At 50.5% G+C, this 24027-nt stretch carries 17 protein-coding genes and 2 pseudogenes; 15 read left to right on the forward strand and 4 right to left on the reverse strand.

From position 1 onward, the window contains the following. Positions 1–54 precede the first annotated feature (54 nt). Together SynPROS71_RS00425 and holA are read right to left on the reverse strand one after the other, a co-directional pair. Positions 55–1854 (reverse strand): aspartate kinase, encoded by a 1800-nt coding sequence (locus tag SynPROS71_RS00425; protein WP_186595921.1) that lies wholly within the window; start codon positions 1852–1854, stop codon positions 55–57. Between the two features lie 55 nt (positions 1855–1909). Further along, complete coding sequence (holA, locus tag SynPROS71_RS00430) at positions 1910–2890, reverse strand: DNA polymerase III subunit delta (protein WP_186595923.1); 981 nt, start codon at positions 2888–2890, stop codon at positions 1910–1912. A 67-nt stretch (positions 2891–2957) separates the two neighbouring features. Between holA and SynPROS71_RS00435 the strand changes: the two genes are divergently transcribed. Next, positions 2958–3593 carry a precorrin-8X methylmutase gene (locus SynPROS71_RS00435; protein ID WP_186595925.1) on the forward strand — a complete coding sequence of 212 codons (636 nt, stop codon included), beginning with the start codon at positions 2958–2960 and terminating at the stop codon, positions 3591–3593. Here the strand turns inward: SynPROS71_RS00435 and mutS are convergent. Further along, a complete protein-coding gene (gene mutS / locus SynPROS71_RS00440; protein ID WP_186595927.1) occupies positions 3578–6307 on the reverse strand; it encodes a DNA mismatch repair protein MutS in 2730 nt (909 codons plus the stop codon). The two genes, SynPROS71_RS00435 and mutS, sit on opposite strands and share 16 nt — an antisense overlap. Then, entirely contained in the window at positions 6307–7236 is a 930-nt protein-coding gene (locus tag SynPROS71_RS00445) for a glycosyltransferase (protein WP_186595929.1), read from the reverse strand. The genes mutS and SynPROS71_RS00445 overlap by 1 nt, the downstream gene beginning before the upstream one ends. A 126-nt stretch (positions 7237–7362) precedes the next feature. Here SynPROS71_RS00445 and psbZ point away from each other — a divergent pair, with 126 nt between their 5' ends. The 14 genes and pseudogenes from psbZ to SynPROS71_RS13980 all read left to right on the forward strand — a co-directional run bounded on the left by psbZ (position 7363) and on the right by SynPROS71_RS13980 (position 23621). Then, on the forward strand, positions 7363–7551 hold the full coding sequence (psbZ, locus tag SynPROS71_RS00450) for a photosystem II reaction center protein PsbZ (protein WP_011932021.1): 189 nt from the start codon (positions 7363–7365) through the stop codon (positions 7549–7551). A gap of 32 nt (positions 7552–7583) precedes the next feature. After that, on the forward strand, positions 7584–8060 hold the full coding sequence (gene ribH / locus SynPROS71_RS00455) for a 6,7-dimethyl-8-ribityllumazine synthase (protein WP_186595931.1): 477 nt from the start codon (positions 7584–7586) through the stop codon (positions 8058–8060). After that, positions 8053–8454, forward strand: a pseudogene (locus SynPROS71_RS00460) (helicase-related protein); the annotation flags it as partial. The gene ribH and the pseudogene SynPROS71_RS00460, both read left to right, overlap by 8 nt. Before the next feature lie 747 nt (positions 8455–9201). Continuing rightward, the gene (locus SynPROS71_RS00465; protein WP_186595933.1) at positions 9202–11115 is read left to right on the forward strand and encodes an NTP transferase domain-containing protein; all 1914 of its coding nucleotides are present in this window, start codon (positions 9202–9204) and stop codon (positions 11113–11115) included. Beyond that, positions 11096–12208, forward strand: coding sequence for a hypothetical protein (locus SynPROS71_RS00470; protein WP_186595935.1), 1113 nt, complete (start codon positions 11096–11098; stop codon positions 12206–12208). Before SynPROS71_RS00465 ends, SynPROS71_RS00470 begins: the two co-directional genes overlap by 20 nt. Before the next feature lie 664 nt (positions 12209–12872). Continuing rightward, positions 12873–13778 (forward strand): glycosyltransferase family 10 domain-containing protein, encoded by a 906-nt coding sequence (locus SynPROS71_RS00475; RefSeq protein WP_186595937.1) that lies wholly within the window; start codon positions 12873–12875, stop codon positions 13776–13778. Further along, complete coding sequence (locus SynPROS71_RS00480) at positions 13778–14968, forward strand: glycosyltransferase 61 family protein (protein ID WP_186595939.1); 1191 nt, start codon at positions 13778–13780, stop codon at positions 14966–14968. Before SynPROS71_RS00475 ends, SynPROS71_RS00480 begins: the two co-directional genes overlap by 1 nt. After that, positions 14968–15738, forward strand: coding sequence for a glucose-1-phosphate cytidylyltransferase (gene rfbF, locus SynPROS71_RS00485; protein ID WP_186595941.1), 771 nt, complete (start codon positions 14968–14970; stop codon positions 15736–15738). The genes SynPROS71_RS00480 and rfbF overlap by 1 nt, the downstream gene beginning before the upstream one ends. Next, positions 15738–16835, forward strand: coding sequence for a CDP-glucose 4,6-dehydratase (gene rfbG, locus SynPROS71_RS00490; RefSeq protein ID WP_186595943.1), 1098 nt, complete (start codon positions 15738–15740; stop codon positions 16833–16835). Before rfbF ends, rfbG begins: the two co-directional genes overlap by 1 nt. Positions 16836–16843: 8 nt before the next feature. Beyond that, positions 16844–18340, forward strand: a complete 1497-nt coding sequence (gene rfbH / locus SynPROS71_RS00495) for a lipopolysaccharide biosynthesis protein RfbH (protein ID WP_186595945.1) — start codon at positions 16844–16846, stop codon at positions 18338–18340. A gap of 57 nt (positions 18341–18397) precedes the next feature. After that, positions 18398–19579 (forward strand): pyridoxal phosphate-dependent aminotransferase, encoded by a 1182-nt coding sequence (locus SynPROS71_RS00500; protein ID WP_186595947.1) that lies wholly within the window; start codon positions 18398–18400, stop codon positions 19577–19579. 5 nt (positions 19580–19584) lie between these two features. Beyond that, positions 19585–21408, forward strand: a complete 1824-nt coding sequence (locus SynPROS71_RS00505) for a thiamine pyrophosphate-binding protein (protein WP_186595949.1) — start codon at positions 19585–19587, stop codon at positions 21406–21408. A gap of 103 nt (positions 21409–21511) precedes the next feature. After that, on the forward strand, positions 21512–22579 hold the full coding sequence (locus tag SynPROS71_RS00510) for an NAD-dependent epimerase/dehydratase family protein (RefSeq protein WP_186595951.1): 1068 nt from the start codon (positions 21512–21514) through the stop codon (positions 22577–22579). Positions 22580–22995: 416 nt separating this feature from the next. After that, positions 22996–23621 (forward strand): annotated as a pseudogene (locus tag SynPROS71_RS13980) (FkbM family methyltransferase). Positions 23622–24027 lie beyond the last annotated feature (406 nt).

A 24027-nucleotide genomic window follows, 5' to 3' on the forward strand; every position in this document is an offset into this window, starting at 1 on the left:
ACAAGGTATCTCACGGGATTTTTATCTAAGTAGTTAAGAGTTTTGTCTGAGTTCTTAAGCGTTCGGCGATTCCGTTCCCTGCGCCTGATGGCGGGTGCTGCCGCCCAGCTGGAAACCGGCGTGCACGGCTTGCAGGGCGGCGATGCCATCGCTTTCGGCCACCACACAGCTGGTGCGGATTTCGCTGGTGGCGATCATCTCGATGTTCACGCCGGCGTCGGCCAGGTAGCGGAACATGCGCCCAGCGGTGCCGGCCGTTGCTGGCATGCCCGCACCCACGGCGCTGACGCGGGCAATGGCGGGTCCATCCTCAAGCAGGGCGCCGGGCCATTGGGCCAGCAGGTGGGAGAGGGCGCGATCGGCGGCGGCGCGGTCGTCGCGTTTGAGCGTGAAGCTGATGTCGCGGCTGCCGTCGGCATGCTGCCGCTCCGACTGCACGATGCCATCGAGGCTGATGCCCGCATCGGCCAGGGCGTTGCAGAGGGCACCGGCCGTGCCGGGTTTGTCGGGCACGTGGCGCACGCTCATCTGGGCCTGATCCCGGTCGAGCGCCACACCGCGCACTTCCGGTTCGCCTTCGCCGCTGGGCAGGGGGTTGAGGCTGATCAGATCACTCGCGAGCTCGAAGGCGTCCTGGGTGGCCTGCAAGGCCTTGGAACCGGCGGATGCCTCCACCACGCAACTCACCTTCACTTCGCTGGTGGCGATCAGGCGCAGGTTGATGCCCACCCGCGAGAGGGTCTGGAATAGGCCGGCGGCGATGCCGGGGCGGCCCATGATCCCCGCGCCGCTGATGCTGAGCTTGCTCATGCCGGCTTCCGCCACCAGCTCACCGCCCAGGGTCTGCAGCTGGTCGGCGCAGATGCGGCGGGCCTTCTCCAGCTCGGATTCGGCCACGGTGAAGGTGATGTCGTTGCTGTTGCCCTCGTGGGTGGACTGGATGATCAGATCCACATTCACCCCCCCGGCGGAGAGGCTTTCAAACAACTGGGCGGCAACGCCCGGTTGATCTGACACGTGGGAGAGCGCCAGCACCGCCTGCCCTTCCACCAGTTCGACGCCATCGACGGGCCGGCCCAGCTCTAAGCCGTCGCGGCCGATGGGCCGGGCACTGCGGCTGGTGAGCGTGGTGCCGGCGTCCTCGCTCCAGCTGGAGCGCACCACCATGGTGACGCCGTAGTTGCGGGCGATCTCCACGGCGCGGGGATGGAGCACGGCGGCGCCGAGGCTGGCCAGCTCGAGCATTTCATCGCAGCTCACCTCCGGCATCAGCTGGGCATCGGCCACCTTGCGCGGATCGGTGGTGAGCACTCCGGGCACATCGGTGTAGATCTCGCAGGCATCGGCGCCGAGGGCTGCCGCCAGGGCCACCGCTGAGGTGTCCGAGCCTCCACGGCCCAGGGTGGTGATCTCAGCTGTGCCGCCGCTGCTCTGGCTGGTGCCCTGGAAGCCGGCCACCACCACCACCTGCCCTTCAGCCAGGCGGCTGCGCAGGCGGTCGGTGCGCACATCGAGGATGCGGGCACGGCCGTGGGCTGATTCGGTGACGATGCCCACCTGGGCGCCGGTCATCGAGATCGCTGGTACGCCCAGGGCATGCAGGGCCATCGAGAGCAGGGCGATGGACACCTGCTCGCCAGTGGCCAGCAGCATGTCCATCTCCCGCTGGGGCGGGTTGCTGCTGATGGCGCGGGCTTTGGCGGTGAGTTCATCGGTGGTGTGGCCCATGGCCGACACCACGATCACCAGGTCGTTGCCGTCCTCCTTGCAGGCGGCGATGCGCCGGGCCACAGCCTGAATGCGCTCCACGCTGCCAACGGAGGTGCCGCCGAACTTCTGCACCAGCAGGGCCATCCACGCCGCCTCATGTCGCAGGTGATTGTCTCACCGTGGCGGTTGGCTGGCCGGTTCATCCCAGCAGGCCGTCACGGAAGGCATCGCCGGGTTGGGCGCCGCGTTTGAGCGCTGCTTCCACATCCAGCAGCCGGCCAAGCAGGTTGAGGCAGCGCTCTGGGCTGCGGCCTTGCAGTTGTTTGCGCATCACGTAGATCCGCTTGGGGTTGCCGATGCCGGCTGCCTTGGCGATCACGGCCACATCCCGTTCCCCCTGCTGCTCGAGCAGCAGCACCCAGAGCCAGCCGCGGATTTGTCCGGTAAGGGTGGCCACGATGCGCAGGGCCGGTTCGCCGCCATCGAACAGGGCATCCAGCAGGGCGATCGCTTCTCCGGGGTCGCCGGCGAGCAGGGCATCGCCCACCTGCAGGGCATTGGTACTGAGCCCATCGATCAGGCTCTGCACCGCCGTGGCACTGATGTGTGGGCTGCCTGTGCTTTCCGCATGCAGGGCCAGTTTTTGCAGTTCCATCGCCAGCCGGGCGCTATCGCTGCCGATGGCATCGATCAGGGCGTCCACCGCCTTGGGCTCCAGGCTCAGCTTGAGCTCGCTGGCGGTGCGCTCCACCAACTGGCGCTGCCCGGCGCCATCCCACACCGCCGGCAGCTTGAAGCTCAGTTCTTTGGCCTGCCCTGCCTTCACCCGTTTCTGCAGGGCCTTGGTGGTGCGCAGCCGGCCATCGGGTTTGTTGGGGTTGCAGAGCAGCAGCTCGGTGCTGTCGGGAATGGCGTCGATGGAGGCTTCAAAGCGATCGGCCAGCTCACTGGGGCAGCCATTGCAGAAAGGTGAGCGCTGCAGCAGCACCACCCGCGCTCCGCTGCCGAACGGCGGTGTGCGCGCTTCTTCCAGGGCCTGCCGGGCCTGCCCGCTTTCGCTGCCATCCAGTCGGCTCAGATTCACGCTGGCCCAGGCCGGATCGAGCGCGCTGTCGATCACGGCTTGAATGGCCCGCTCCAGTGCCGCGGAATCATCGCCCCACAGCAACTGGATCGGCATGGCGGCGAGGCATCAGAGGATGCTGAAGTCTGCCCTGTGTGGCAATGCCTATTTGAGGAGCGCCCCCATGGCCGATCACCCGATCTTCACGGAAAGCATCCGGCGCATTCGGGCCCTGCTGGGGGAGACGGGTTTAGGCCCTTTGGAGCAGCAGGTGCTGGAGCGCCTGGTGCACAGCAGCGGTGATCCTGGTCTCAGGCCCCTGCTGCAGTTCAGCGATGGCGCCTGCGCCCGCGCTGTGCAGGCGCTCACCGGTGGGGCTGTGATTCTCACGGACACGGCCATGGCGGCGGCGGCGGTGGCACCGATGGCGGCCCGCACCCTGGGCAATGAGGTGCGCTGCCTGCTCGACTGGGCTCCGGCGCTCTCGCCGCAGGGGTCCACCCGCTCGGCGGCGGCGATGCAAAGGGCCTGGCCGGAGCTCAGCGCAGCGGCCCGCTCGGCTGGGAGCGCCTTGCCGCTGGTGCTGGTGGGTAGTGCCCCCACCGCGCTTGAGCAGCTGCTCGATCAGGTGCAGGCCGGCGCTGATGCCCCATCTGTTCTGATCGGCATGCCGGTGGGGTTTGTGGGGGTGCCGGAGAGCAAGCGACGCCTGGCGGCCACTGGTCTGACCCAGATTCGCCTGGAAGGCACCCGCGGCGGCGCCGGCTTGGTGGCTGCCTCCGTGAATGCTTTGCTGCGGGCTGCTCAGGCCGCCAGTTGATCGAGTACCTGCCGGGCCCGTTGCACCACGGGTGTGGGCACGCCGGCGAGGCGGGCGGCCTCGATGCCGTAGCTGCGGCTGGCGCCCCCGCACTGCACCTGATGCAGGAACACCAGATCGGCGCCGGTTTCCTCCACCATCACCTGGAAGTTGGCCACGTTGGCGCGTTCGCCGGCCAGGTTGTTGAGCTCGTGGTAGTGGGTGGCGAACACGGTGCGGGCTTTGAGATCGCCGGCCAGATGTTCACTCACTGCCCATGCGATCGAGAGGCCATCGAAGGTAGCGGTGCCTCGGCCGATCTCATCAAGCAGCACCAGGGAGCGCGCGCTGGCGTGGTGGAGGATGTTGGCCGTTTCCGCCATCTCCACCATGAAGGTGGACTGGCCGGCGGCGAGATCATCCACGGCGCCCACCCGGGTGAAGATGCGATCGGCGAGGCCGACGCGGGCTGAGGTGGCCGGCACCCAGCTGCCGATCTGGGCCAGCAGCTGGATCAGGCCGATCTGGCGCAGGTAGCAGCTTTTGCCGCTGGCATTGGGGCCAGTGAGCACGATCAGGTCGGTGCCATTGCCCAGGTTGAGGTCGTTGGGGGTGAAGGACGTTTCCACCAGCAGCTGCTCCACCACCGGATGGCGCCCGGCCACGATCTCCAGCTGGCGGCTGTCGCTGAGCACCGGGGCACACCAACCGCCGGTGGCGGCGGTGTCCGCCAAGGCGCTGAGGGCATCGAGGCAGGCGATGCCTCGGGCTGCCGCGCGGATCGGCGCGGCCATCGCTCCCACCTGCTCGCGCAGGCTGCAATAGAGCTCGTATTCGCGCTGACAGGCCCGGGCCCGCAACTGGAAGATGCGCCCCTCCCGCTCCTTGAGTTCGGGGGTGATGAAGCGCTCTTCATTGGCCAGGGTCTGGCGGCGGATCCAGTGGTCCGGCACCGAGCCGGCCTTGGCTTTGCTCACCGCCAGGAAGTAGCCAAAAGTGCGGTGGTATTGCAGGCGCAGGTTGTTGTTGCCGCTGCGTTCGCGTTCCAGCCGCTCTTGCTCCGCCAGCCAGGCGTCTTGATCGTCGAGCTGGTTGCGCAGGCCATCGAGCAGGGGATCGACGCCGTCGTGAATCAGTCCACCTTCGCTGAGGGAGAGGGGCGGGGCGTCGATCAGGGTCTGGCGAATGCTGGCGGCCAGCTCAGCCAGGGCGGGCTCCGGCTTCTGCAAGGCCGTGAGCTCGCTTGGCCACTGCTCCAGGCTGCTTTGCAGGCGGGATGCCAGTTGGGGCAGGCGCTCGAGGCCATCAGCGATCGCCACCAGATCGCGGGCGCCGGCATGGCCCGCACCGGCCCGGCCCGCCAGGCGTTCGAGATCGCCCATGGGCCGCAGCAGCCGGCGCAGGGCCTGGCGCAGGGGGCGGCCGCTCACCAGCAGGCTCACAACGGCCTGACGTTGCTGGATGGCGCTGAGGTCCATCAGTGGGGCTTCCAGCCAGCGGCGCAGGCAGCGGCCGCCCATGGCCGTGAGGGTTTGATCGATGGCCCAGAGCAACGACCCCTGCAGCTGGCCGTCCCGCTGGGTGGCGGTGAGCTCCAGGTTGCGGCGGGTCTGGGCGTCGAGCACCAGGGCCTCGCCGCTGTGCACGATCGCCGGCACATCCAGGGGAACCCGGGCGTCCTCCTCCAGGGGCTGGGTGTCGTTCACGTACTGCAGCAACCCCCCGAAGGCGCGCAGGGCCAGGGGCAGCTCCGGCAGACCGAGGCCATCGAGGCTGGTCAGCTGGTAGTGGGTTTTGAGGGTTTGCTCGGCCTGGGGGGCACTGAAGGGGGTGCGGGCCATGGGGCTGAGGCGCAGGCGATCGGGGCACCAGGCGGGTCGCGCGGCTTCTGCGCTGTCTTCGGCTGCCCAGAGCAGCTCGGAAGCCTCGAGCTGGGCCAGCTGTTGGTGCAGGCCATCGCTGCCCGTGCGTTCCATCACGCGCACATCGCCGGTGCTCACATCGGCGCTGGCCAGGCCCCAGCGCAAGGGTGTTTTGCTGGTGGCGGGCTCCACCACCACGGCAGCCAGCCAGTTGTTGCGGCGGGCGCTGAGCATGCCTTCCTCCAGCACGGTGCCGGGGGTGAGCACGCGGGTGATCCCGCGTTTGAGCAGGGCGCCCTTGGCGGGGGTGGTTTCCAGTTGATCGCAGAGCGCCACCGAATAGCCGCGGCGGATCAGCTCGGCGCAGTAGCGCTCCGCGGCGTGGTGGGGAATGCCGGCCATGGGCACGCGGCCGATTGCTTTGCCCCCTTCCTTGCCGGTGAGGGTGAGCTCCAGCACCCGGGAGAGCTCCACCGCATCCTCGAAAAAGCACTCGAAGAAATCACCGAGGCGATACAGCAGCACCCGCTCGGGATGCTCAGATTTGAGCTCCACGTAATGGCGCAGCATCGGCGTGAGCTGGGCCGGATCCACCTGGCTGTGGTGGGCCCAGGCGGGTTCGTCGCTGCTGCCGTCGTCGTCGCCGGAGCCTTCTGCAGTTGGATCAGCGCTATCGGTTTTGTTCTCCTCGCGCTGCTGGCGTTGGCGGGGCCGGGCGGCGGCATCGGCGCTGAGGCTGGCGTCCGTGAGGTCCTCCAGCTCCGGGTTGGCAGGTTGGCTGGAGCGGCTTTTGGCTGGTTCAGCGGGTTCTGGAGCCCCGAACAGACTGCCCTGGAGGGTCTGCTCCTCGGATTGGGCAGCGGAGCGCGGCATCAGAGCAGAACGGTCTGGCCGGATCGTACTGATCCCAACTGAGGTTGAAACGCAGTTTTCAGTAGGTCTTGGAGGGCCCAGTACGGGGGAGGTTCTACGGCGAGGCCATCCAGGGGCTCAGGGCTGGAGAACAGCCTCTGCACCAGTGCTTCCAGCTGCTCAATCGAGCCTGCCCAGAACACATCCGGGCGTTCTGTCAGGTGTTGCAGGGGCCCGACCAGGGAAGGATCTGCAAACACCACCTGAGCGGTGCCGGCGGCCATCACCTCAAACAACCGGTGGTTGAGATCGTGGTTGAGGGGCACGTTCAGCACCAGGGCATGGCGGGCGTAGAGCTCCGCGGCTTCCTCGGCACTGGCGGTGGTGGCATGGCGGAAGGGGATGCGGCCCCTGGCCTGCAGGGCTTCAACCAGTGCGCGGCGCCTGGGGTGATGGGGCCCGAGGCTGCCCACGTGCAAGAGCACCCGCTCTGGTGATGCAGCCCGTTGGGCTGCTGGGTAGCGAAAGAAGCTGGGGGCCAGGCAGCGCACGGGCACGTTCAGGCGTGCCTGCACCTCGCCCAACAGGGCTGGATTGAAGGTGAGCATCACGGCGTCGTGGGGCTCTTCGCCCTGGTAAGCAGCCAGGGTGTCGAGGGGCGCAGGGCCGTGGTGCAGATCACCGCAGGCCAGCAGGCGCGGGCCAGGCCATTGCCGCACGCCTTGGAGCGGGCAGGCGCGCATCAAGAAGGGGTCGCTGTAGTGCAGCAGCACGCTGCGGCTGGGCCAAGCGCGGCGCTTGAGGCCTGCGCGCAAGGCCTGGATGGTGGGCTGGCTGAGCTGCAGGGAGTAAGGACCATCAGGCAGCTGCGGCCCCGCCTGGAGCAGCCCTGGTTGCTGCCAGAGCGGCTGGTAGGGGCCGAAGTGAACCAGGCAGACGGGCATGGGCATGCAGCCATTCTCGGTGCCTGCGCACTGGCATCACCACAGGCTGTGAAGCTTGCTATCGCCGCTGCCGCAGGGGCGGGCTGGTCCGTGGGAGAATCCCCATCGATCGACCCGGCGTCGCCCTCTCCCATGCAGATCCTCAACACTCTCACCGTGCTGGCCCTGGTGGTGATGTCGTTCGCCCTGATCGTGGCGGTGCCGGTGCTTTACGCCTCCAATGAGGACAGCGGCCGCTCCAACCGCCTGATCCTGCTGGGCGGCATCGCCTGGGTGGCGCTGGTGCTGGTGAACTGGGGGATGAGCTTCTTTGTGGTGTGATGCCACGATGGTTGTTCTGACAGCGACCAGCAATGGCCACCTTTGAAGGACGGTTCACTGACGCGCAGGGCCTGCGCATCGCTGTGGTGGTTGCTCGTTTCAATGATTTGGTGACCGGCAAGCTTTTGAGCGGATGCCTGGACTGTCTGCACCGCCACGGTGTGGACGTGACCCCCGAGAGCAGCCAGTTGGATGTGGCTTGGGTGCCGGGATCGTTTGAGCTTCCAGTGGTGGCTCAAAACCTGGCACGTAGCGGCCGTTATCAGGTATTGATCACCCTGGGCGCGGTGATCCGCGGAGACACCCCCCATTTCGACGTTGTCGTCGCCGAAGCCAGCAAAGGCATCGCCTCTGTGGCACGGGATACGGGCGTTCCGGTGATCTTTGGGGTGCTTACGACTGACACGATGCAGCAAGCCTTGGAGCGAGCGGGTATCAAGAGCAATCTGGGTTGGAGCTATGGATTGCAGGCCTTGGAGATGGGGAGTCTGATGAAGGTACTTGTGTGAATACGACGTACTGGTGGGGGTGAACCTGCTGCGGGAGGGTTTGGACCTCCCGGAAGTGAGCCTGGTGGCGATTCTGGATGCGGATAAAGAGGGTTTTTTGCGGGCGGAACGGTCGTTGATTCAGACCATCGGCCGGGCTGCGCGCCATGTGGAGGGTGTGGCGTTGCTCTATGGCGACAACCTCACCGATTCGATGGCCAAGGCGATCAGCGAAACCGAGCGCCGACGCACGATCCAGCAGGCCTACAACGAGAAGCACGGCATTGTGCCGACGGCTGCGGGCAAGAAAGCCAGCAATTCGATCCTGAGCTTCCTTGAACTGAGCCGCAAGCTCAAAACCGATGGCCCCGATGCCGATCTGGTGCAGGTGGCCGGTAAGGCAGTGGAGGCCCTGGAGGACATGCTTTCTGTGCGACAGGAGCAAGTTGTAGCGACCAAAAAATCATTAATATCAAGCTCTACGTTTCAGGAGTTGATCCATTTGGGAAAATCATGTAAACATATTTGACCCACTATCACCTTGTTTTAAAATATAGAATTATTCACGATAGTAACAGCATTTCTTGTGGATACCTTGTCAAAAATAAAGATTCTTTTCGTATCGATAATTTTTGCTTGTTAACCCAGCAACAAAGTTTACATTTGAAGATAAATTCCAATTTGTTTAGTAAATTAATTACGTACAATACTGCTAAATTTTTGACATCAAGACGTCCTGGTAATCAAAAATTAATGTGAGTTATTAGTATCTAGGCTTGTTAGATCGCCTGCTAGCGTTAGTATTTATTGAATTAATTTGAAAATTGCCAGGAGTGCGAAAATACAATAGTATTTATTTATATTGTGATAATAATTGTTCTTAGAGTATACTTACTAGATGCTACTGCTATAGGAAAATAATTTTTTGACCAAGCCCTAATACTAAGGTAGCCCCGTGATTGTTATATTTGTATTCTATAAATACGGAGAGTTGGTCGAAGCATTAAAAGAACTTTAGCGATTCGAATGTTGCGCGCTAATGCCACTCAATATCCTCATACAAAAATTAGTCATCATATCTGTGATGTATTAAGAATTTTACTAGTCAGGAGACATTTTGGATTGACATGCATTAGAATAAATACGTTTAGATTTTACAAAGATGTCTGCCGATAAATTATCGATAATTATTCAGGCTGGTGGGAAAGGAGCAAGATTGGGCCATAAAACGATCAATATTCCGAAATGCTTAGTTAATGTTGGGCATAAAACATTACTTTATCATAACCTTAGTGTTATAAATTCGGTTTTTGATGATCCCGAAATCTATATTATTGCTGATTATAAGAAAGATATTCTAAAGGCTTTCCTAGATTCTTATCCTAAATTCAATTTGCGTTTGCATGCTCCATCTGGTCGTGGCACAGCAAGTGGCATTAGCGAAATAGTGGCAGAAAATAATCTTGAAAAAGTTCTAATAATGTGGTGTGATTTGTATTTATGTGCCTCTTCCTTTGAAGAAATTGATATTTCTAACTCAATTGATACTATATGTCTTTCAAGAGATTTTACGTGTCGATGGTCTTATATTAAAGGTCAGGGTCTTATTGAGCATCCAAGCAACGAGTACGGTGTTTGTGGAATATTTTATTTCTATGATGCTCTAACTACATTTGTCGATATGCCTTCTAGTGGAGAATTTTGTAAATATCTTGCAAAAAAAGAGAATTATAATCCTTTAGCGTGTTACGCGAAAGACTTAGCTGAAGTCGGAGATTTAAAAAGTTACGAGAAGCTTTTCAGTCGGAACACATATTCTCGAGCTAGATTTTTCAACAGAATTGATTTTCTTGGGGAGCATGTAAGGAAACAGTGCATTGTAGAAGAATATCAAAATGTTCTCGATTCAGAAATTAATTGGTATAAACACTTCTCCGGACAATTAAGTTGTATACCAAGTATTTATAGTTTTGATCCATTGGTCATAGAAAAAATTGATGGGTTCCATCCGGATGATCTTGAGCCTTCAGAAGAAATCATTCGTTCGATTTTATCCAGCATAAAATTAGTGCACAAATTTGACTCTGTACCTTCCAAGCAAGATGACATAATAAATGTATATCTCGAAAAAACTTTGCACCGCGTTCATAAAGTACAAAAACTACTCCCGATTGAGCCCACCAATATTTGTATTAATGGAAAGAACTACATAAATCCCCTATGTTCAAATAATTTAAGCGACTTTAGATCTATAATTTTATCTAGTTTTGCTAACCATTGCGATCAATTCGTTCCAATTCATGGGGATCCCACGTTCTCTAATACAATTATTACGAATGATCGTAATTGCTATTTTATAGACCCAAGAGGCAAGTTTGGTTCGTCTTTGGTTTATGGCGATAGTTATTACGATTATGCAAAAATATTATACTCCGTTGAGGGAGCCTATGATTTATTTAATAAGAATAATTATACTGTTTTTGTTACTTCTTCGGATGAATACACTCTCTATTTGCCACGTTCTGCCTATTCACAATATTCTGAATTAATTTATAATCAGGTCGATAGACCTGATATTTTAAGACTTTTGCACTCCCTTATTTGGATGAGTCTTGCCGGATATTTAGAAAATGACGTCAATGGAATAATCGGAGCTTTTCTTAAAGGAGTAATATTGTACAATGATTTTTTGAATACTTCTGTTAATTTAGTTTCTAGGTTGCCCAAGACTTGGTTTATAGATATTGACGGGGTTATTGTTAAGCATAATTCGCATTTAGAACTTGGAGATTCTCAGCAATTTTTGAGTGGCGTGAAAGACTTTCTGAAGAATATAAATTCATGTGATACGTTAGTCATAACAACTGCAAGATCTGCGGAAGATTCTGTTTTAATTATGGACAAGATCAAAGCCATAGTTGACTGTAGAGTTGAACTTCTTTCCAATCTAGGTCACGGAGAAAGAATTTTAATTAATGATCGCAAGCCTAGCGGTTTAAAGACAGCTGTTGCTGTGAATGCAAAGAGAAACTCTGGTTTATCATATATCCAATTTTATGAATCTTCCTCAAAATAGGCAAATGAATTTTTTTAAAATCAAAACCCTTCAGTCAATTGATAAAATTGACTATTCTGAAAATGAAGTTGCTTACATTTTGCTCTTGTGTAGTGGTGGTGACACGTTTAATGCTTTACTTTGGTTAAATTACAAGCGTCCGACCATAAAATGGAAAATCATTGCTTGGAGGCGCCAAAAAGAAATTGTTGATCTTTTTATAAGTATCTCTTCGGACAATATATTTAAAGGGTCGTCGAGTGTACTTGAGCTTATATATATTGAGGATGTCATGGATGAAGTAGCTGTAACACGCTATCTTTGTCTTCATCATCCGTTGCATAGATGGTATAGAGGATTAAGACCCTTCATTGATTGTCCTGGCTTCTATTGGGGCTGGAATAATCCATGTGCGTATCCTTACATATTTGGTGACTCTAATAATGATTTTGCTTTGGAAAATTTTGCACAATCATGCCAGCTTAATGCTTTAGGATCTTCAATTTCTTTGCCCAAGCGTGTTTTGATAGCTATATATCCAGAGTCTAATCATCACCCTCAAAATATATGTAATATTTTTGATTTTTGGGATCCTATCATACAAGCGATTTATGGATTTTGCGCAAATTTGCATGACAATTCTAACATAATTATTAGGATAAATAGTAATACCAATTCATATGGCTATCCAGGTGGTGGTAGTCATTTGAATCGTTTACATGCAAAGTGGTCTTTTTTAGCCTCTGACCTTAGACCATCAGTATTATATTCTTTTTCCCAGATGAATCAAAATATAATCACTTTAGGTTTTAGGTCTGGACTTCACGACTGGGCGAGAGTTCTTCCTCTTGCTTACCATATTATGTTGAGGCACTATGATTTGGATAGTAAAATTGACTCTTATACATCTGACTTTGGTCTAAACTCTATAGGTTGCAAAGGATTGTTCGAAACTATTTTCATGAATAACTCTGAGTTGCTTGACTCTAAAGGCCTCTCTAAATTAATTTGTTCTTTAATTTTTGGCGCCATTGACAGGCCTTACTATTTTCAATCCTTAAATACTTGTTCAAATAATTTAAACCAATCAATGAATAAAATTACCCATAAATAAGTCTCATTATTATTATAAATAATGTAACATTTATTCTGCGGCAGTGGGCGGCCTTATGGCTCAAACTGTGAGAAAGTTATTGATTTGCTATTGATTATATTTAATAGCCAGCTTCCTGACTTTGTCAATATTATTAGAATCGAACTGATATTCGAAAATGTGAGTGATTCTCATGAATTTGAGTCAATAATTGGTGGCATTTGCCATCACTCAGCAAGCGCTACATTCTAAAAGTTTAAGATCTTCGGAAGATTCGTTGATTTTGATTATTTAGTTAGTGGAATCAAGTCCATCGGGGCATATATAAATGCGTTTTTATTAAAAATACCCGCGTCTTTCGCAGGCCTTTTTCTTGTGTTCGCTGTGGCAACATATATGCTAAAATAATCCAGTTTAGGGTTCTCTGCGTTAACTTTAATTTGCTTGATTCTGTAGAAAGTGTATTTGGCTGGTGCCAGGTCTGGTCGATATATGCCATAAAACTTGCTTGTGTCTGGCTTTAATTTTTTAATATTAATGTTAGTTTTGCCACATATTTATTGTTTGTTTCGCTGAATTAATTGCCTAAAAATTATTCATAATATAAGCATAATAATTTGTTTGTCTGATGCTCGTTTTTCCACTCTTTTCTGCGTGTTAGTATAGTGGTAATTTAACGAGCTAGATGCAAATCCTTCTTTTAGACGAGATGTGGGGTCCAATTAGTATTCTACGCCAGACAATAAATTGCTCTGGCTTGTCTTCGAGAGCTAAATTTAGTTCTAATTGTGATCAAGATTTTGGCTATGATTATATTCTTGTACAAGATGAAAAAAATATGTCTGCTGCCAGAAAATATCCGCAAGTAAAGCGCATTCATATATGTATGGAGAACCCTGATATCTGGTCACCATCCTTGAAATTTTTATCAAATATTGATTTCATATTTACGCCATTCCCGCAAGTGCTCGCAAATCTCCCGACCAAATGTAGAGTAATCCAGTCGTATCCTTGCGTTCCTTGGTTTTATGATATCGATTTTTCTACAAATGCTGGTTTAACTCATGTACCTCTCCATTCAACTAGTGAGCTGAGCCAGCTGATCACTTTCCCGATGCCTAAAAAAGATAAATTACTTTCAATAATACTCAGCTCTAAAAATGGTGGGCTTGGTTACGGGTGGAGACTGCAATTTGCCAATGCATTAAAGAGTTATTTCGGAGATTTGATTGATATTTATGGATTTGGCCATAATCCTTTGGCCAATAAAAAAGATGCGATTGATCCATACTTGGCTACAATTGTTTTGGAAAATAGCTCTCACCCGTTTTATATTACTGAGAAGATTGCTGATGCTGTCTTGGGTTGGTCCATGCCAATTTATTGTGGTTCTGAATCAATCTCTAATTTGTTGCCTGGCTACAAATGGACACTTCAGTTCGGATCTGACATCGATGCGTGTTGTAGGCAGGTAAAGCAATATCTTCATCAGATTTTAGGTGATTCTACTGTCTTGCCTTCTATAAGGACCATTCTTTTGAATCGTTTGAATCTTTTTGAAGAAATTCCTTTTCAATTGAGTAAAATTTAATGTCTAATCAATTGTTTCAGCGCTCACTTGATGTGAATACGCTTTGTGTAGATCCTTCTGTATCGCACGTTGCTTCGATCAACCTTGAGGATTGGGAATTTATCCATAAGTGCTACAAGTCTATTCCCCATATGCCTCTTGCCGAAAACTCGAAGAGCTATCTAAAAAATCATCTTTTTGCTAACACAAAATTAGAACTCTTAGAGATCCACAATCCTCGCATCTTGGTTTACAGATTCCCGAGTGGAGAGGTTCGCTCTTTTGTGACTACACAATCAGGTTTTTTGCTTGAGTCAAGTGAGCAATCACTTTGGGATCGTGCATTTTCTTTTATTAAAAGTAGCAAAAATGCTATCTCCTTTAATTTGCCATCTGAATTGCCAAGCATATCGCCTAATTCGGCATTCTTTTACGCGAATCACTCGTTAAATTTTACACATTTTTTGCTTGATTTTTGGTCGTTATTTGCGAAGCTCTCATCTTCGGGGTTGCCCCTCGAATCATTGCCGAGTGAAATCCCTATCTTCGAAGCTCCAGTCTCTTGGCAGAGTGAATACTTTGGTCTTATCAATCGTTTCCAGCCTCGATTCTTTCATGATCTTTTCCGACAATTCAACACCACGGCTTTTTGGTTTTGTCCGTCATCAATAATCTTCCCTGTTTTTGAGAATAAGCCGCTTTCTTTGTTTCATGCCCGACATTACTTACATCACAATTGCTCTAAAGGTTTGTCTCAATCTCAGGCTACACCTCTGAATGGACGAATTGTCTTATTAACTCGGAATGATGCTCGTCGCGCTCGTATCAAAAATCTTGCCGATATAGAAGATCTCGTGGTTTCCATGGGTGGTCATGTTGTTGATCCAGTTCAATATTCAGCTTCGGAAAGGCTTTCTCTTTTTTCGCGACCTAGCATTTTTCTCGCTGAGAGTAGTGGATGTACTAACTTTGCGTTATTTGCTAATAGTCAGTCGAGATTAATTTTTTTACTTGAACCTTCTGTTTTAAATTCGCGTGAATTTCTTGTTGGTGGCTGGCCTTACACCTTGGGCTTTTCAAGTGCTGTTGATTATGTTGTTGGCTCAAGCTTTGAGGCACTTAGAGGTTCACCTATAGGTGCAGCAGAGTTCTCTCCGCTACGCATCGAGCAACTGATTGATGCTAATTTGGATGTTATTTCAAAAGAGTAATGCGTGCTGTAATTTTAGCAGGTGGTCTGGGAACTCGCATCAGCGAAGAGACCCACCTTAAGCCCAAGCCCATGATTGAGATTGGTGGGAAGCCCATTCTATGGCATATCCTCAAAATTTTTAGTGCTTATGGAGTTAACGAATTTGTGATTTGCTGCGGCTATAAGGGCTATGTGATCAAAGAATACTTTGCCAATTACTTTTTGCATATGAGTGATGTCACGTTTGATATGAGCGCAAATACAATGGAGGTGCATCAAAAAAAAGCAGAACCTTGGAAGGTTACGTTGGTCGACACTGGTGAATCAACCATGACTGGTGGTCGTTTAAAGCGTGTGCGGGATTATCTGGGAAACGAGCCGTTTTGTTTTACCTACGGCGATGGGGTGGCTGATTTGAATATCAAAGCTCTCATTACTCATCACAAGGCCCATGGACGCCTCGCAACCGTTACGGCTGTTCAGCCGCCCGGACGTTACGGCGCATTGAATCTCACCGATCGTGCTGGCGTTAGCGGCTTTCAAGAAAAGCCTTTAGGAGATGGCGGTTGGGTCAGTGGTGGCTTCTTTGTGCTGGAACCCGATGTGATCGACCGCATTGATGGCGACACCACGATCTGGGAACAGGAACCGTTGCGCAGTCTTGCTGCCGATGGCGAGCTCAGCGCTTATCAGCACAATGGTTTCTGGCACCCCATGGATACGCTGCGGGACCGTGTGCTTCTGGAAGATCTCTGGGGTAAGGGCAAGGCTCCCTGGAAGGTTTGGTAATGCTTGATCCTTCTTTCTGGAGTGGGCGGCGCGTACTGCTCACCGGCCATACAGGTTTCAAAGGCAGTTGGCTGCTGCTCTGGTTACAGGAGCTCGGGGCGCAGGTGTGGACCTTGGCTCTGGAGCCGGAACCAGCGCCAAACCTCTTCCGAGAGCTGGCCCGCGCGCGACTTCCAGGAAAGGCTTGGCAGCATCAGATCGGAGACCTGGCAGACCTTGAAGCTCTTAAGGCCCTGGTTTTAAAAGCACAGCCAGAGGTGGTGTTCCATCTGGCGGCCCAACCTTTGGTGCGCCGTAGTTATGAGGATCCCCTCGGCACTTGGTCAACCAACCTGATGGGCAGTTTGCATGTGCTCGAGGCGCTGAGGCCGTTGCAGCACCCATGCGCGGTGGTGATGGTCACCACCGACAAGGTCTATGAGAACCGGGAGTGGGTTTACGGATACCGAGAGGCTGATCACCTCGGTGGTCACGACCCCTACAGCGCCAGCAAAGCAGCAGCGGAAATCGCCATTTCCAGCTGGCGTTCCAGCTTTTGTGGCACAGGCCCGCATCAAACGGCGCATTTACGCATCGCTACCGCCAGGGCTGGCAATGTGATCGGTGGTGGTGACTGGGCCAGAGATCGCATTGTTCCTGATGCCATGCGCTCACTCACCGCTGGCGAACCGATCCCGGTTCGTAACCCCAAGGCCACACGGCCCTGGCAGCATGTGCTTGAGCCTCTGGCTGGATACCTACGGCTCGCCCAAGCTTTGCTAACTGAGGACAAACCGCCGTGTGAACCGTTCAATTTCGGCCCGACCCTCCAGAGCAACCGGTCTGTGAAGGAGTTGGTTGCCACGATCTTGGAGTGTTGGCCCGGTACATGGGTTGATCAGAGCGACCCGACAGCCCCACATGAGGCCAGTCTCCTTCACTTGCAGATTGATAAGGCGCATCACAGGCTCGGCTGGCGGCCCCTCTGGGATTTCGGCATAACCGTGCGTCGCACTGCGCACTGGTACGTGGGGCAGAATGACGGCAAATCAGTAGTGGACTGTTGCCTTGCCGATCTGCAGGCGTACCAGGTTGCCCTTAAGGCACGTCACTCCTAGGACGATTGATGACTGAGCTCTCTGCACTGAAACAGCAAATCCTTGAGCTCACGCGTGAGTACTCTCGCCTTGCTCATGCTGGTTTTCGGCCTGCGGCTGATGCCGATCGGCAGCCGTGGCAGCTTGGAACGCCAATCCCCTATGCCGGGCGTGTGTTTACGGAAGATGAGGTGGAGGCTGCTGTTTCCACCACGCTGGATTTCTGGCTCACTCTCGGCCATGAAGGCACTGCGTTTCAGCAGGAGTTAGCCGCGTTTCTCGGTGTGCGTCACAGCCTGCTGGTGAATTCGGGCTCGAGTGCCAACCTGATCGCCATATCCGCCCTCACGTCTCACAAGCTTGCGGACGAACGCCGCATCAAGCCAGGCGATGAGGTGATCACCGTTGCGGCTGGTTTCCCCACCACCGTGGCGCCGATTGTGCAGGTGGGGGCCGTGCCGGTGTTTATCGATGCGGATCCCATCACTGGGAATGCGCGCTGCGATCAACTTGAGGCTGCTTACCGCAAGGGCAAAACGAAGGCCGTGATGATGGCTCACGCATTGGGGAATCCGTTCGATCTTGCTGCCACCTTGGCGTTCTGCCAGAAGTACAACCTTTGGTTGGTGGAAGACAACTGCGACGCTTTGGGCTGTAGTTATTCCATGCCCCGGGAGCTGGCGGAACGCCTTGGCTTCATGGAGAACAGCCCTGGCCTCGATGAAGGCCCTGATCGAGTGATCCGCTGGACTGGCACCTGGGGTGATCTCAGCACTCAGAGCTTCTATCCGCCTCACCACCTCACCATGGGCGAAGGCGGTGCTGTGAACATCGTGCGCGATCAGAAGCTGAAGGTGATTGCCGAGAGCTTCCGCGATTGGGGCCGGGATTGTTGGTGTCCAAGTGGTGTCGACAACACCTGCAACAAGCGTTTTGGCTGGCAGCTTGGTGAACTGCCTGAGGGTTACGACCACAAGTACACCTACAGCCATTTGGGCTACAACCTCAAACCGTTGGATCCGCAGGCGGCCATCGGGCGTGTTCAGCTTCGACGGTTGCCCGAGTTCATCGAGGCTCGCAAGCAAAACTGGGAGACACTGCGACGGGGCCTAGCCTCTTACGAGGGCGTGTTGGAGTTTGCTTTGCCAACGCATGCCAGCGGTTGGGATTCCACTCACGGTTTTTCCTGGGATGAGACCGGTTGTCGTACAGACTGCAGTTGGTTTGGCTTCAAGATTGCAGTGAAGTCCAACTCACATTTCAGCCGCACGGAGCTTGCGCAGGAGTTGGACCGCAATCTGATTGGCAATCGCATGTTGTTTGGCGGCAATTTGCTTCGTCAGCCGGCCTTTGTGCAGATGCGGGTTGACAAGCCTGAAGCTCTGCGAATCGTCGGCGATATGGTGGGTTCTGATGAAATCATGGCAAACACTTTGTTTTTGGGGACATATCCGGGTCTGACTCCCAAAATGTTGGACGTTGAGATATCAGTAATAAAATCCCTTGTCGCCAGCAATACAAAATAAAATTGCTGTTATATGTAATTTAAACTGAACAAGATGATCCATGCCAATTTTTAAAAAATGCCTACCCCTTCTAGTTCGCTCGACAATCTCAAAGGTCAACCAATGTTTCAAATTTTGGCGGCTTGCCAGAATTTAGAAAAAGCTGGTAAACGCATATTGCATTTTGAACTGGGAGATCCTGATTTTGATACTCCAGAGCTTATCACTGAAACATGTATTCAATCGCTGAAATCAGGTAATACGCACTACATGCCTGCTAGAGGCGCTGATGACCTAATTGAAGCTGTCCGCATGACAACTGGTATTTCGAGAGGATTTATCCCCGGCAAAGAACAAATTACTATCACGACAGGAGCGAATTCAGCTATTTTTTATACATTAAAGTCTATTTGCGATCCTTTGGATGAAGTTCTTATTCCAAATCCTTACTTCCCATCATATCTAGCAGCAGTTGAAATCGCCGCAATTAAGCCTATTTTTTATGGTCTTTCCGCTGAAAATTTCTTCATTCCAAATTTTGATAACCTTGAATCAATTATTTCGTCACGAACGAAAGCGATTTTAATTAATTCACCATCTAATCCTATGGGCACTGTTTTTTCGTCAGAAACCATTGGAAAATTATATGATTTTGCGGTAAAGCACGATCTGTATATTATAAGCGATGAGGTTTATGCTAGAATGATTTATGATTATGAGGTAAAATTTGCCTCAGCTTCAACACTCGACTCGTGCAAAGAAAGGACAATTGTTATAAATGGCTTTAGCAAAGCATTTGCTATGACAGGTTGGCGTGTCGGTGTTGTAATTGCTCCTGCTAATGTATCCGCTAAAATTACTTTACTATCTGAGTCAATAGTTTCTTGTGTCCCAGGTTTTATTCAGGATGCTGCTCGTGCAGCAATTTTGTGTCCAAGAGCGACTACAAAACAAATGTATTCAACATACAGGCGTAGGCAAATTGAGATATGTTCTCAACTCCAATCTGCTGGATTGGTTATGAATTGGTTGCCCCAAGGCGCGATGTATGTCTTTCCCAACATAAGTAAATTTTCAAACAATTCCGAGAAATTTGCAATGCATTTGCTTAATGAGGCTGGTATTGCAACAGTGCCAGGCATTTACTTTGGCTCCAAAGGAGAGTCACATCTTCGATTGAGCTGTGCAGGCTCAGATGTAGATATAGCAGACTTGGGTGCTTATTTTTATAGTGCACTGTCCAGTTATAACGGAGATTGATTGCAATGAATCTTTCCCAGCATCTCGCACTTTTCGTTAAAAATTGCCTTAACTGCAACACAGTTTTTACTTTGACTGGGGGTGGAGCTATGTTTTTAAATGATGCATTTGGAAATACCCCTGGATTGACTTGCATTTATAATCATCACGAACAGGCTTCTGCAATGGGTGCTCTTGGTTACTCAAAAGCTTGTGGAATTGGAGTTTGCGTAACTACTACCGGATGTGGGGCCACAAACGCACTTACCGGTTTATTGGACGCATGGCAAGATAGTCAGCCTGTGCTTTTTATTTCGGGACAGGTAAAGAAAAAAGAAACTACATATCATTCTGGACTTGCATTGCGTTCATTTGGCGTGCAAGAGCTTGATATAATTCCTGTTGTCAAATCGCTTACTAAGCAAGCTATATATATTGGATCTAAAGAAGAATATTTTGACTGCCTGGCAAAAATACCAAAGTGGCTTTTTTCTGGTAGGCCCGGTCCAGTTTGGATTGATATTCCAATGGATGTGCAATCTCAAGTATTAAGTGCAGAGGAAGAGGCGCTACCTGAGCCTGATTCTGTTGCTTTGTCCTTTGATGCTGGCTTTGCAAGCCTAGATAAGGAGGTTTTGGATAGTTTTATCGATTCGCTCAAATCTTCTCAACGGCCGGTCATTCTTGTCGGTAATGGGCTGCGACTCAGTAATGGTGGTAAAGGTATTGCCCTTCTTGAGGAGTATTGTGTCACTCATGATATTCCAATCGTTTCTACTTATTTAGCCGCAGACTTTATTGATCAATCTTGCCCTAACTATCTTGGTGTAGCGGGACTTAAGGCAGCCAGGCGTGCAAATATTGCTATCTATAATTCAGATTTGGTTATTGCCATTGGAAGTAGGTTGGCAACATCAGTAATAGGATTTGAATATGAAAAGTTTGCACCCAATGCCAAAGTTTATATTGTAGATATTGATTCAAATGAGCATTCTAAGAAGACTCGTTCTGCTATGGTCTTGCTTCAAATAGATGCATTTGAATTCACCAAGCTCCTGCCTTCTCTTCGTACTGGTGATTCTTATAAAGATGGGCGCTTGCAATGGCTTGATGCTTGTTTGAGGATGAAAGCCTTGCTGCCTGTTCAGGAACAATTTAGTTCGCGTGGATCCATAAGTATTTACGATGTTGTTTCCCAAATATGTCTTAATTTTGGTGAGCATGATTTTTTAGTAAGTGATGCCGGCAGTGCATATTATGTTTCATCAATTATGTTTGTTAAAACTTTCAGCCAACGATATGTAACGTCCGGAGCACAGGCGGATATGGGGTTCTCGCTGCCTGCTGCAATTGGTGTTGCTGCATGGCTGCCTTCAGGAGGTAGAAGAGTACACGCTGTTACTGGCGATGGCTCGTTTCAGTTAAACCTTCAAGAATTGCAGACTCTAATTACAAACAATCTTCCTATCACTCTTTATGTTCTTAACAATCGTGGGTATCTCTCGATTCGTAGCACACAGAATACGTTTTTCCCGGGGAGGCAATGCGGTACGGATTCGTCTACCGGTGTTGATTTTCCGAATTTGAGGCTTTTGTGTGCAGCTTACGGGATTGAGTATCGATATGCTGAGGCATTGGATTCATTGGAGAGTGTTGTTCTTGAGTCTTCCAATGCATCTTTCCCAATTGTGTGTGAGGTGAAATGTCCTGAAGATGAATCCATAATTCCGCGTACGAAAACTATCAAGAAGGCTGATGGTACTCTAGAGTCTGCTCCTTTGTGCAATATGCAACCAGACTTGCCCATCAGTGTCATCAAGCAGTTAAATGCTCTTGGATTTGAGTGTTAAACACAGCATAAACAAATATGTATTTCTTTATAGCATTCTGATTCGGCTTCCTACTGATCGATTTCTGATCATTACCCCTTAGCTGATACTTCTTTTTTGATTCATGCTTCAAGTTGATCCCAACCCAATTGTTGGCTCTGACCTGGATGAAATTGCCTCTTGTGGCTTAGATTGGTCTTTGTTGAATGGCGCTAACATTTTAATTTCTGGGGGTAGCGGTTTACTTGGTTCATATTTAGTTAAATCATTGCTCAATCTAAATAAACTATATGGTCTTGATATCCATGTAGTGTGTTTATCTCGTAATATTGAAAACGTTAAAAAGCGGCTAAATTCTTGCTTGGAAAACCCTAGGCTTGATATTGTAATACATGACATTACAATTCCACTGCCTGGTAATTTTAGTCGCGCTGAATATGTAATCCATGCAGCTAGTCAAGCTAGCCCTAAATATTATGGAAAGGATCCCGTAGGAACTTTAAAAGCTAATACCCTAGGGACTTCTCACCTTCTTGACTATTGCGTAAGTAATAACACTAGACGTTTCTTATTTTTCAGTAGTGGTGAAATATATGGTTCCACAACAAATCTAGATCTTCCTATATCCGAGATAAATTATGGTTATTTAGATCCAATTAAGGTCCGATCTTGCTATGCTGAAAGCAAAAGGATTGGTGAAACTATGTGTGCGTCATGGGCCCAACAATTTGGTCTTCACACTTCGGTAGTTCGGCCTTTTCATACCTACGGCCCTGGTTTTGACCTTGATGATGGCCGTGTTTTTGCAGATTTTGTTAAAGACGTAATATTGGCGCAAAATATTAGTTTGAAAAGTGATGGACTTGCTAGAAGGTCATTCTGCTACATATCTGATGCTACTAGAGGTTTTTTAACTGTTCTCTTGAATGGTCTTCAGGGTGAAGCTTACAATATTGCAAATCCTTATTCGGATGTTTCAATACGTGAACTCGCTAATATCTTGCAAGATCTGTATCCGGAGCGAGTAAAAAGTGTCAATTTTGTGAATCAGCCTACTGATGACACTTATATGAAGAGCCCAATCCAGTATGCTACTCCTAGTATCGAAAAAATTATGAATTTAGGATGGCAACCGGTGATTGGTATTAAAGACGGATTTTCAAGAACTATTGAATCATTTCTTTGTTCTTGATTATCCTTGATGTTTTTCTTGTAATTTTGTATAGTGTTTTAAAGCGGTAAGTTTCTCGATTTGTCCCTTCTCCGCCGCTTTCTTTTTTGCTATTGACTCATTTCAAAATCAGAATCTTTTCGTGATTTAAAGGCCAAATACGTTGGTAATCTAATTGTGAAACCCGATATATCAAGGAAGCTCATGCTGATTTTCACTCAAAGCTTCTTGCTTATGCAAGAGACATTGCCGAGACAGATATTGCTAGCATTGAAATCACAGACAATCTTGTTGTAATGAGATCTCGCGTTGACAATCTTCTGATGGAGGTAGATCCTCTTGATTTTCGCACTGCACCTATTGAGGCTTTAAATTTCAATGATTATGAATTGACAGAGACATCTATAGTCCGTAAAATTGCTGGGCATATAAATACGATGCTGGACATCGGTGCAAATATAGGTTGGTATTCTCTCCTTGTTGCATCGACGAATAAGGAATCATCTGTGCATGCTTTTGAGCCTATTCCCAAGACATTTGACCGACTGCTTCGACACTGTCACTTGAATGCAGTACCAATATTACTTGCCATAACTTTGGCTTTTCATCTTCTCCTGGTACTTTTCCTTTCTATTTTTATCCAGAGGGTTCTGGCAATGCATCGATGAGAAACCTAGCGGATAGACAAGACGTTGAGAAGATTGAATGTCAGCTCAGTACCCTCGATAATTTTTCTTCTCAACTCTCTTCTGACTCACGTTGCGACTTTGTTAAATGTGACGTCGAGGGTAATGAATTGTTTGTTATGCAAGGTGGCCTTGAATTTATAAATACACACAAGCCTATTCTATTTCTTGAATTGTTGCGCAAATGGAGTGCACCATTTGGTTGTCATCCTAATGATGTTTTGCACCTTATGAGGGGTATGGGTTACTCCGTCTTCGTAGCCTCTAGCGACTGTTGCTTAGACCTTTTTGATACTGTCACCGATGAAACCATTCACACTAATTATTTTTTTGTGCACCCTGATTCGAGGCTCCGTAGTTTCTTGCCATTCATGTGACAATTATTATAATACGATATTTATTTGCAATTGCTTTTTTGTTTTCGTGCCTTCGGTTGATCCTTTGTTTTTTGAAGGCTTTCCATATTATTCCGTTTTGAACATTTCTAATAATGTTTACGGTCTGAAGTAACTTTTTGTTTCGCATCTTTATGCTTGATTCTTAGAGCTTGACAGTTTTGAATCTGTTGCGGCCCGCTACTTTGCCATTGTTGGGTTGGCTTTGCATCTCATTCAATACTTTGCTTCCAAATGTTCTTATGAGGTGTTCTCGCTTTCTGCGCCATTACTGTCCGTTTTGACTGCACTTGCCCCCTTTTTGCAAATTTCTCGATCAGTGGGCTTCGCTCACTGGCTCTCCGCCTTGATTTGGTAGTGCAAGTCTGGAGAGCATTGCAATGTTGGA

The sequence above is a fragment of the Synechococcus sp. PROS-7-1 genome (assembly GCF_014279795.1).
Taxonomy (GTDB): Bacteria; Cyanobacteriota; Cyanobacteriia; order PCC-6307; family Cyanobiaceae; genus Synechococcus_C.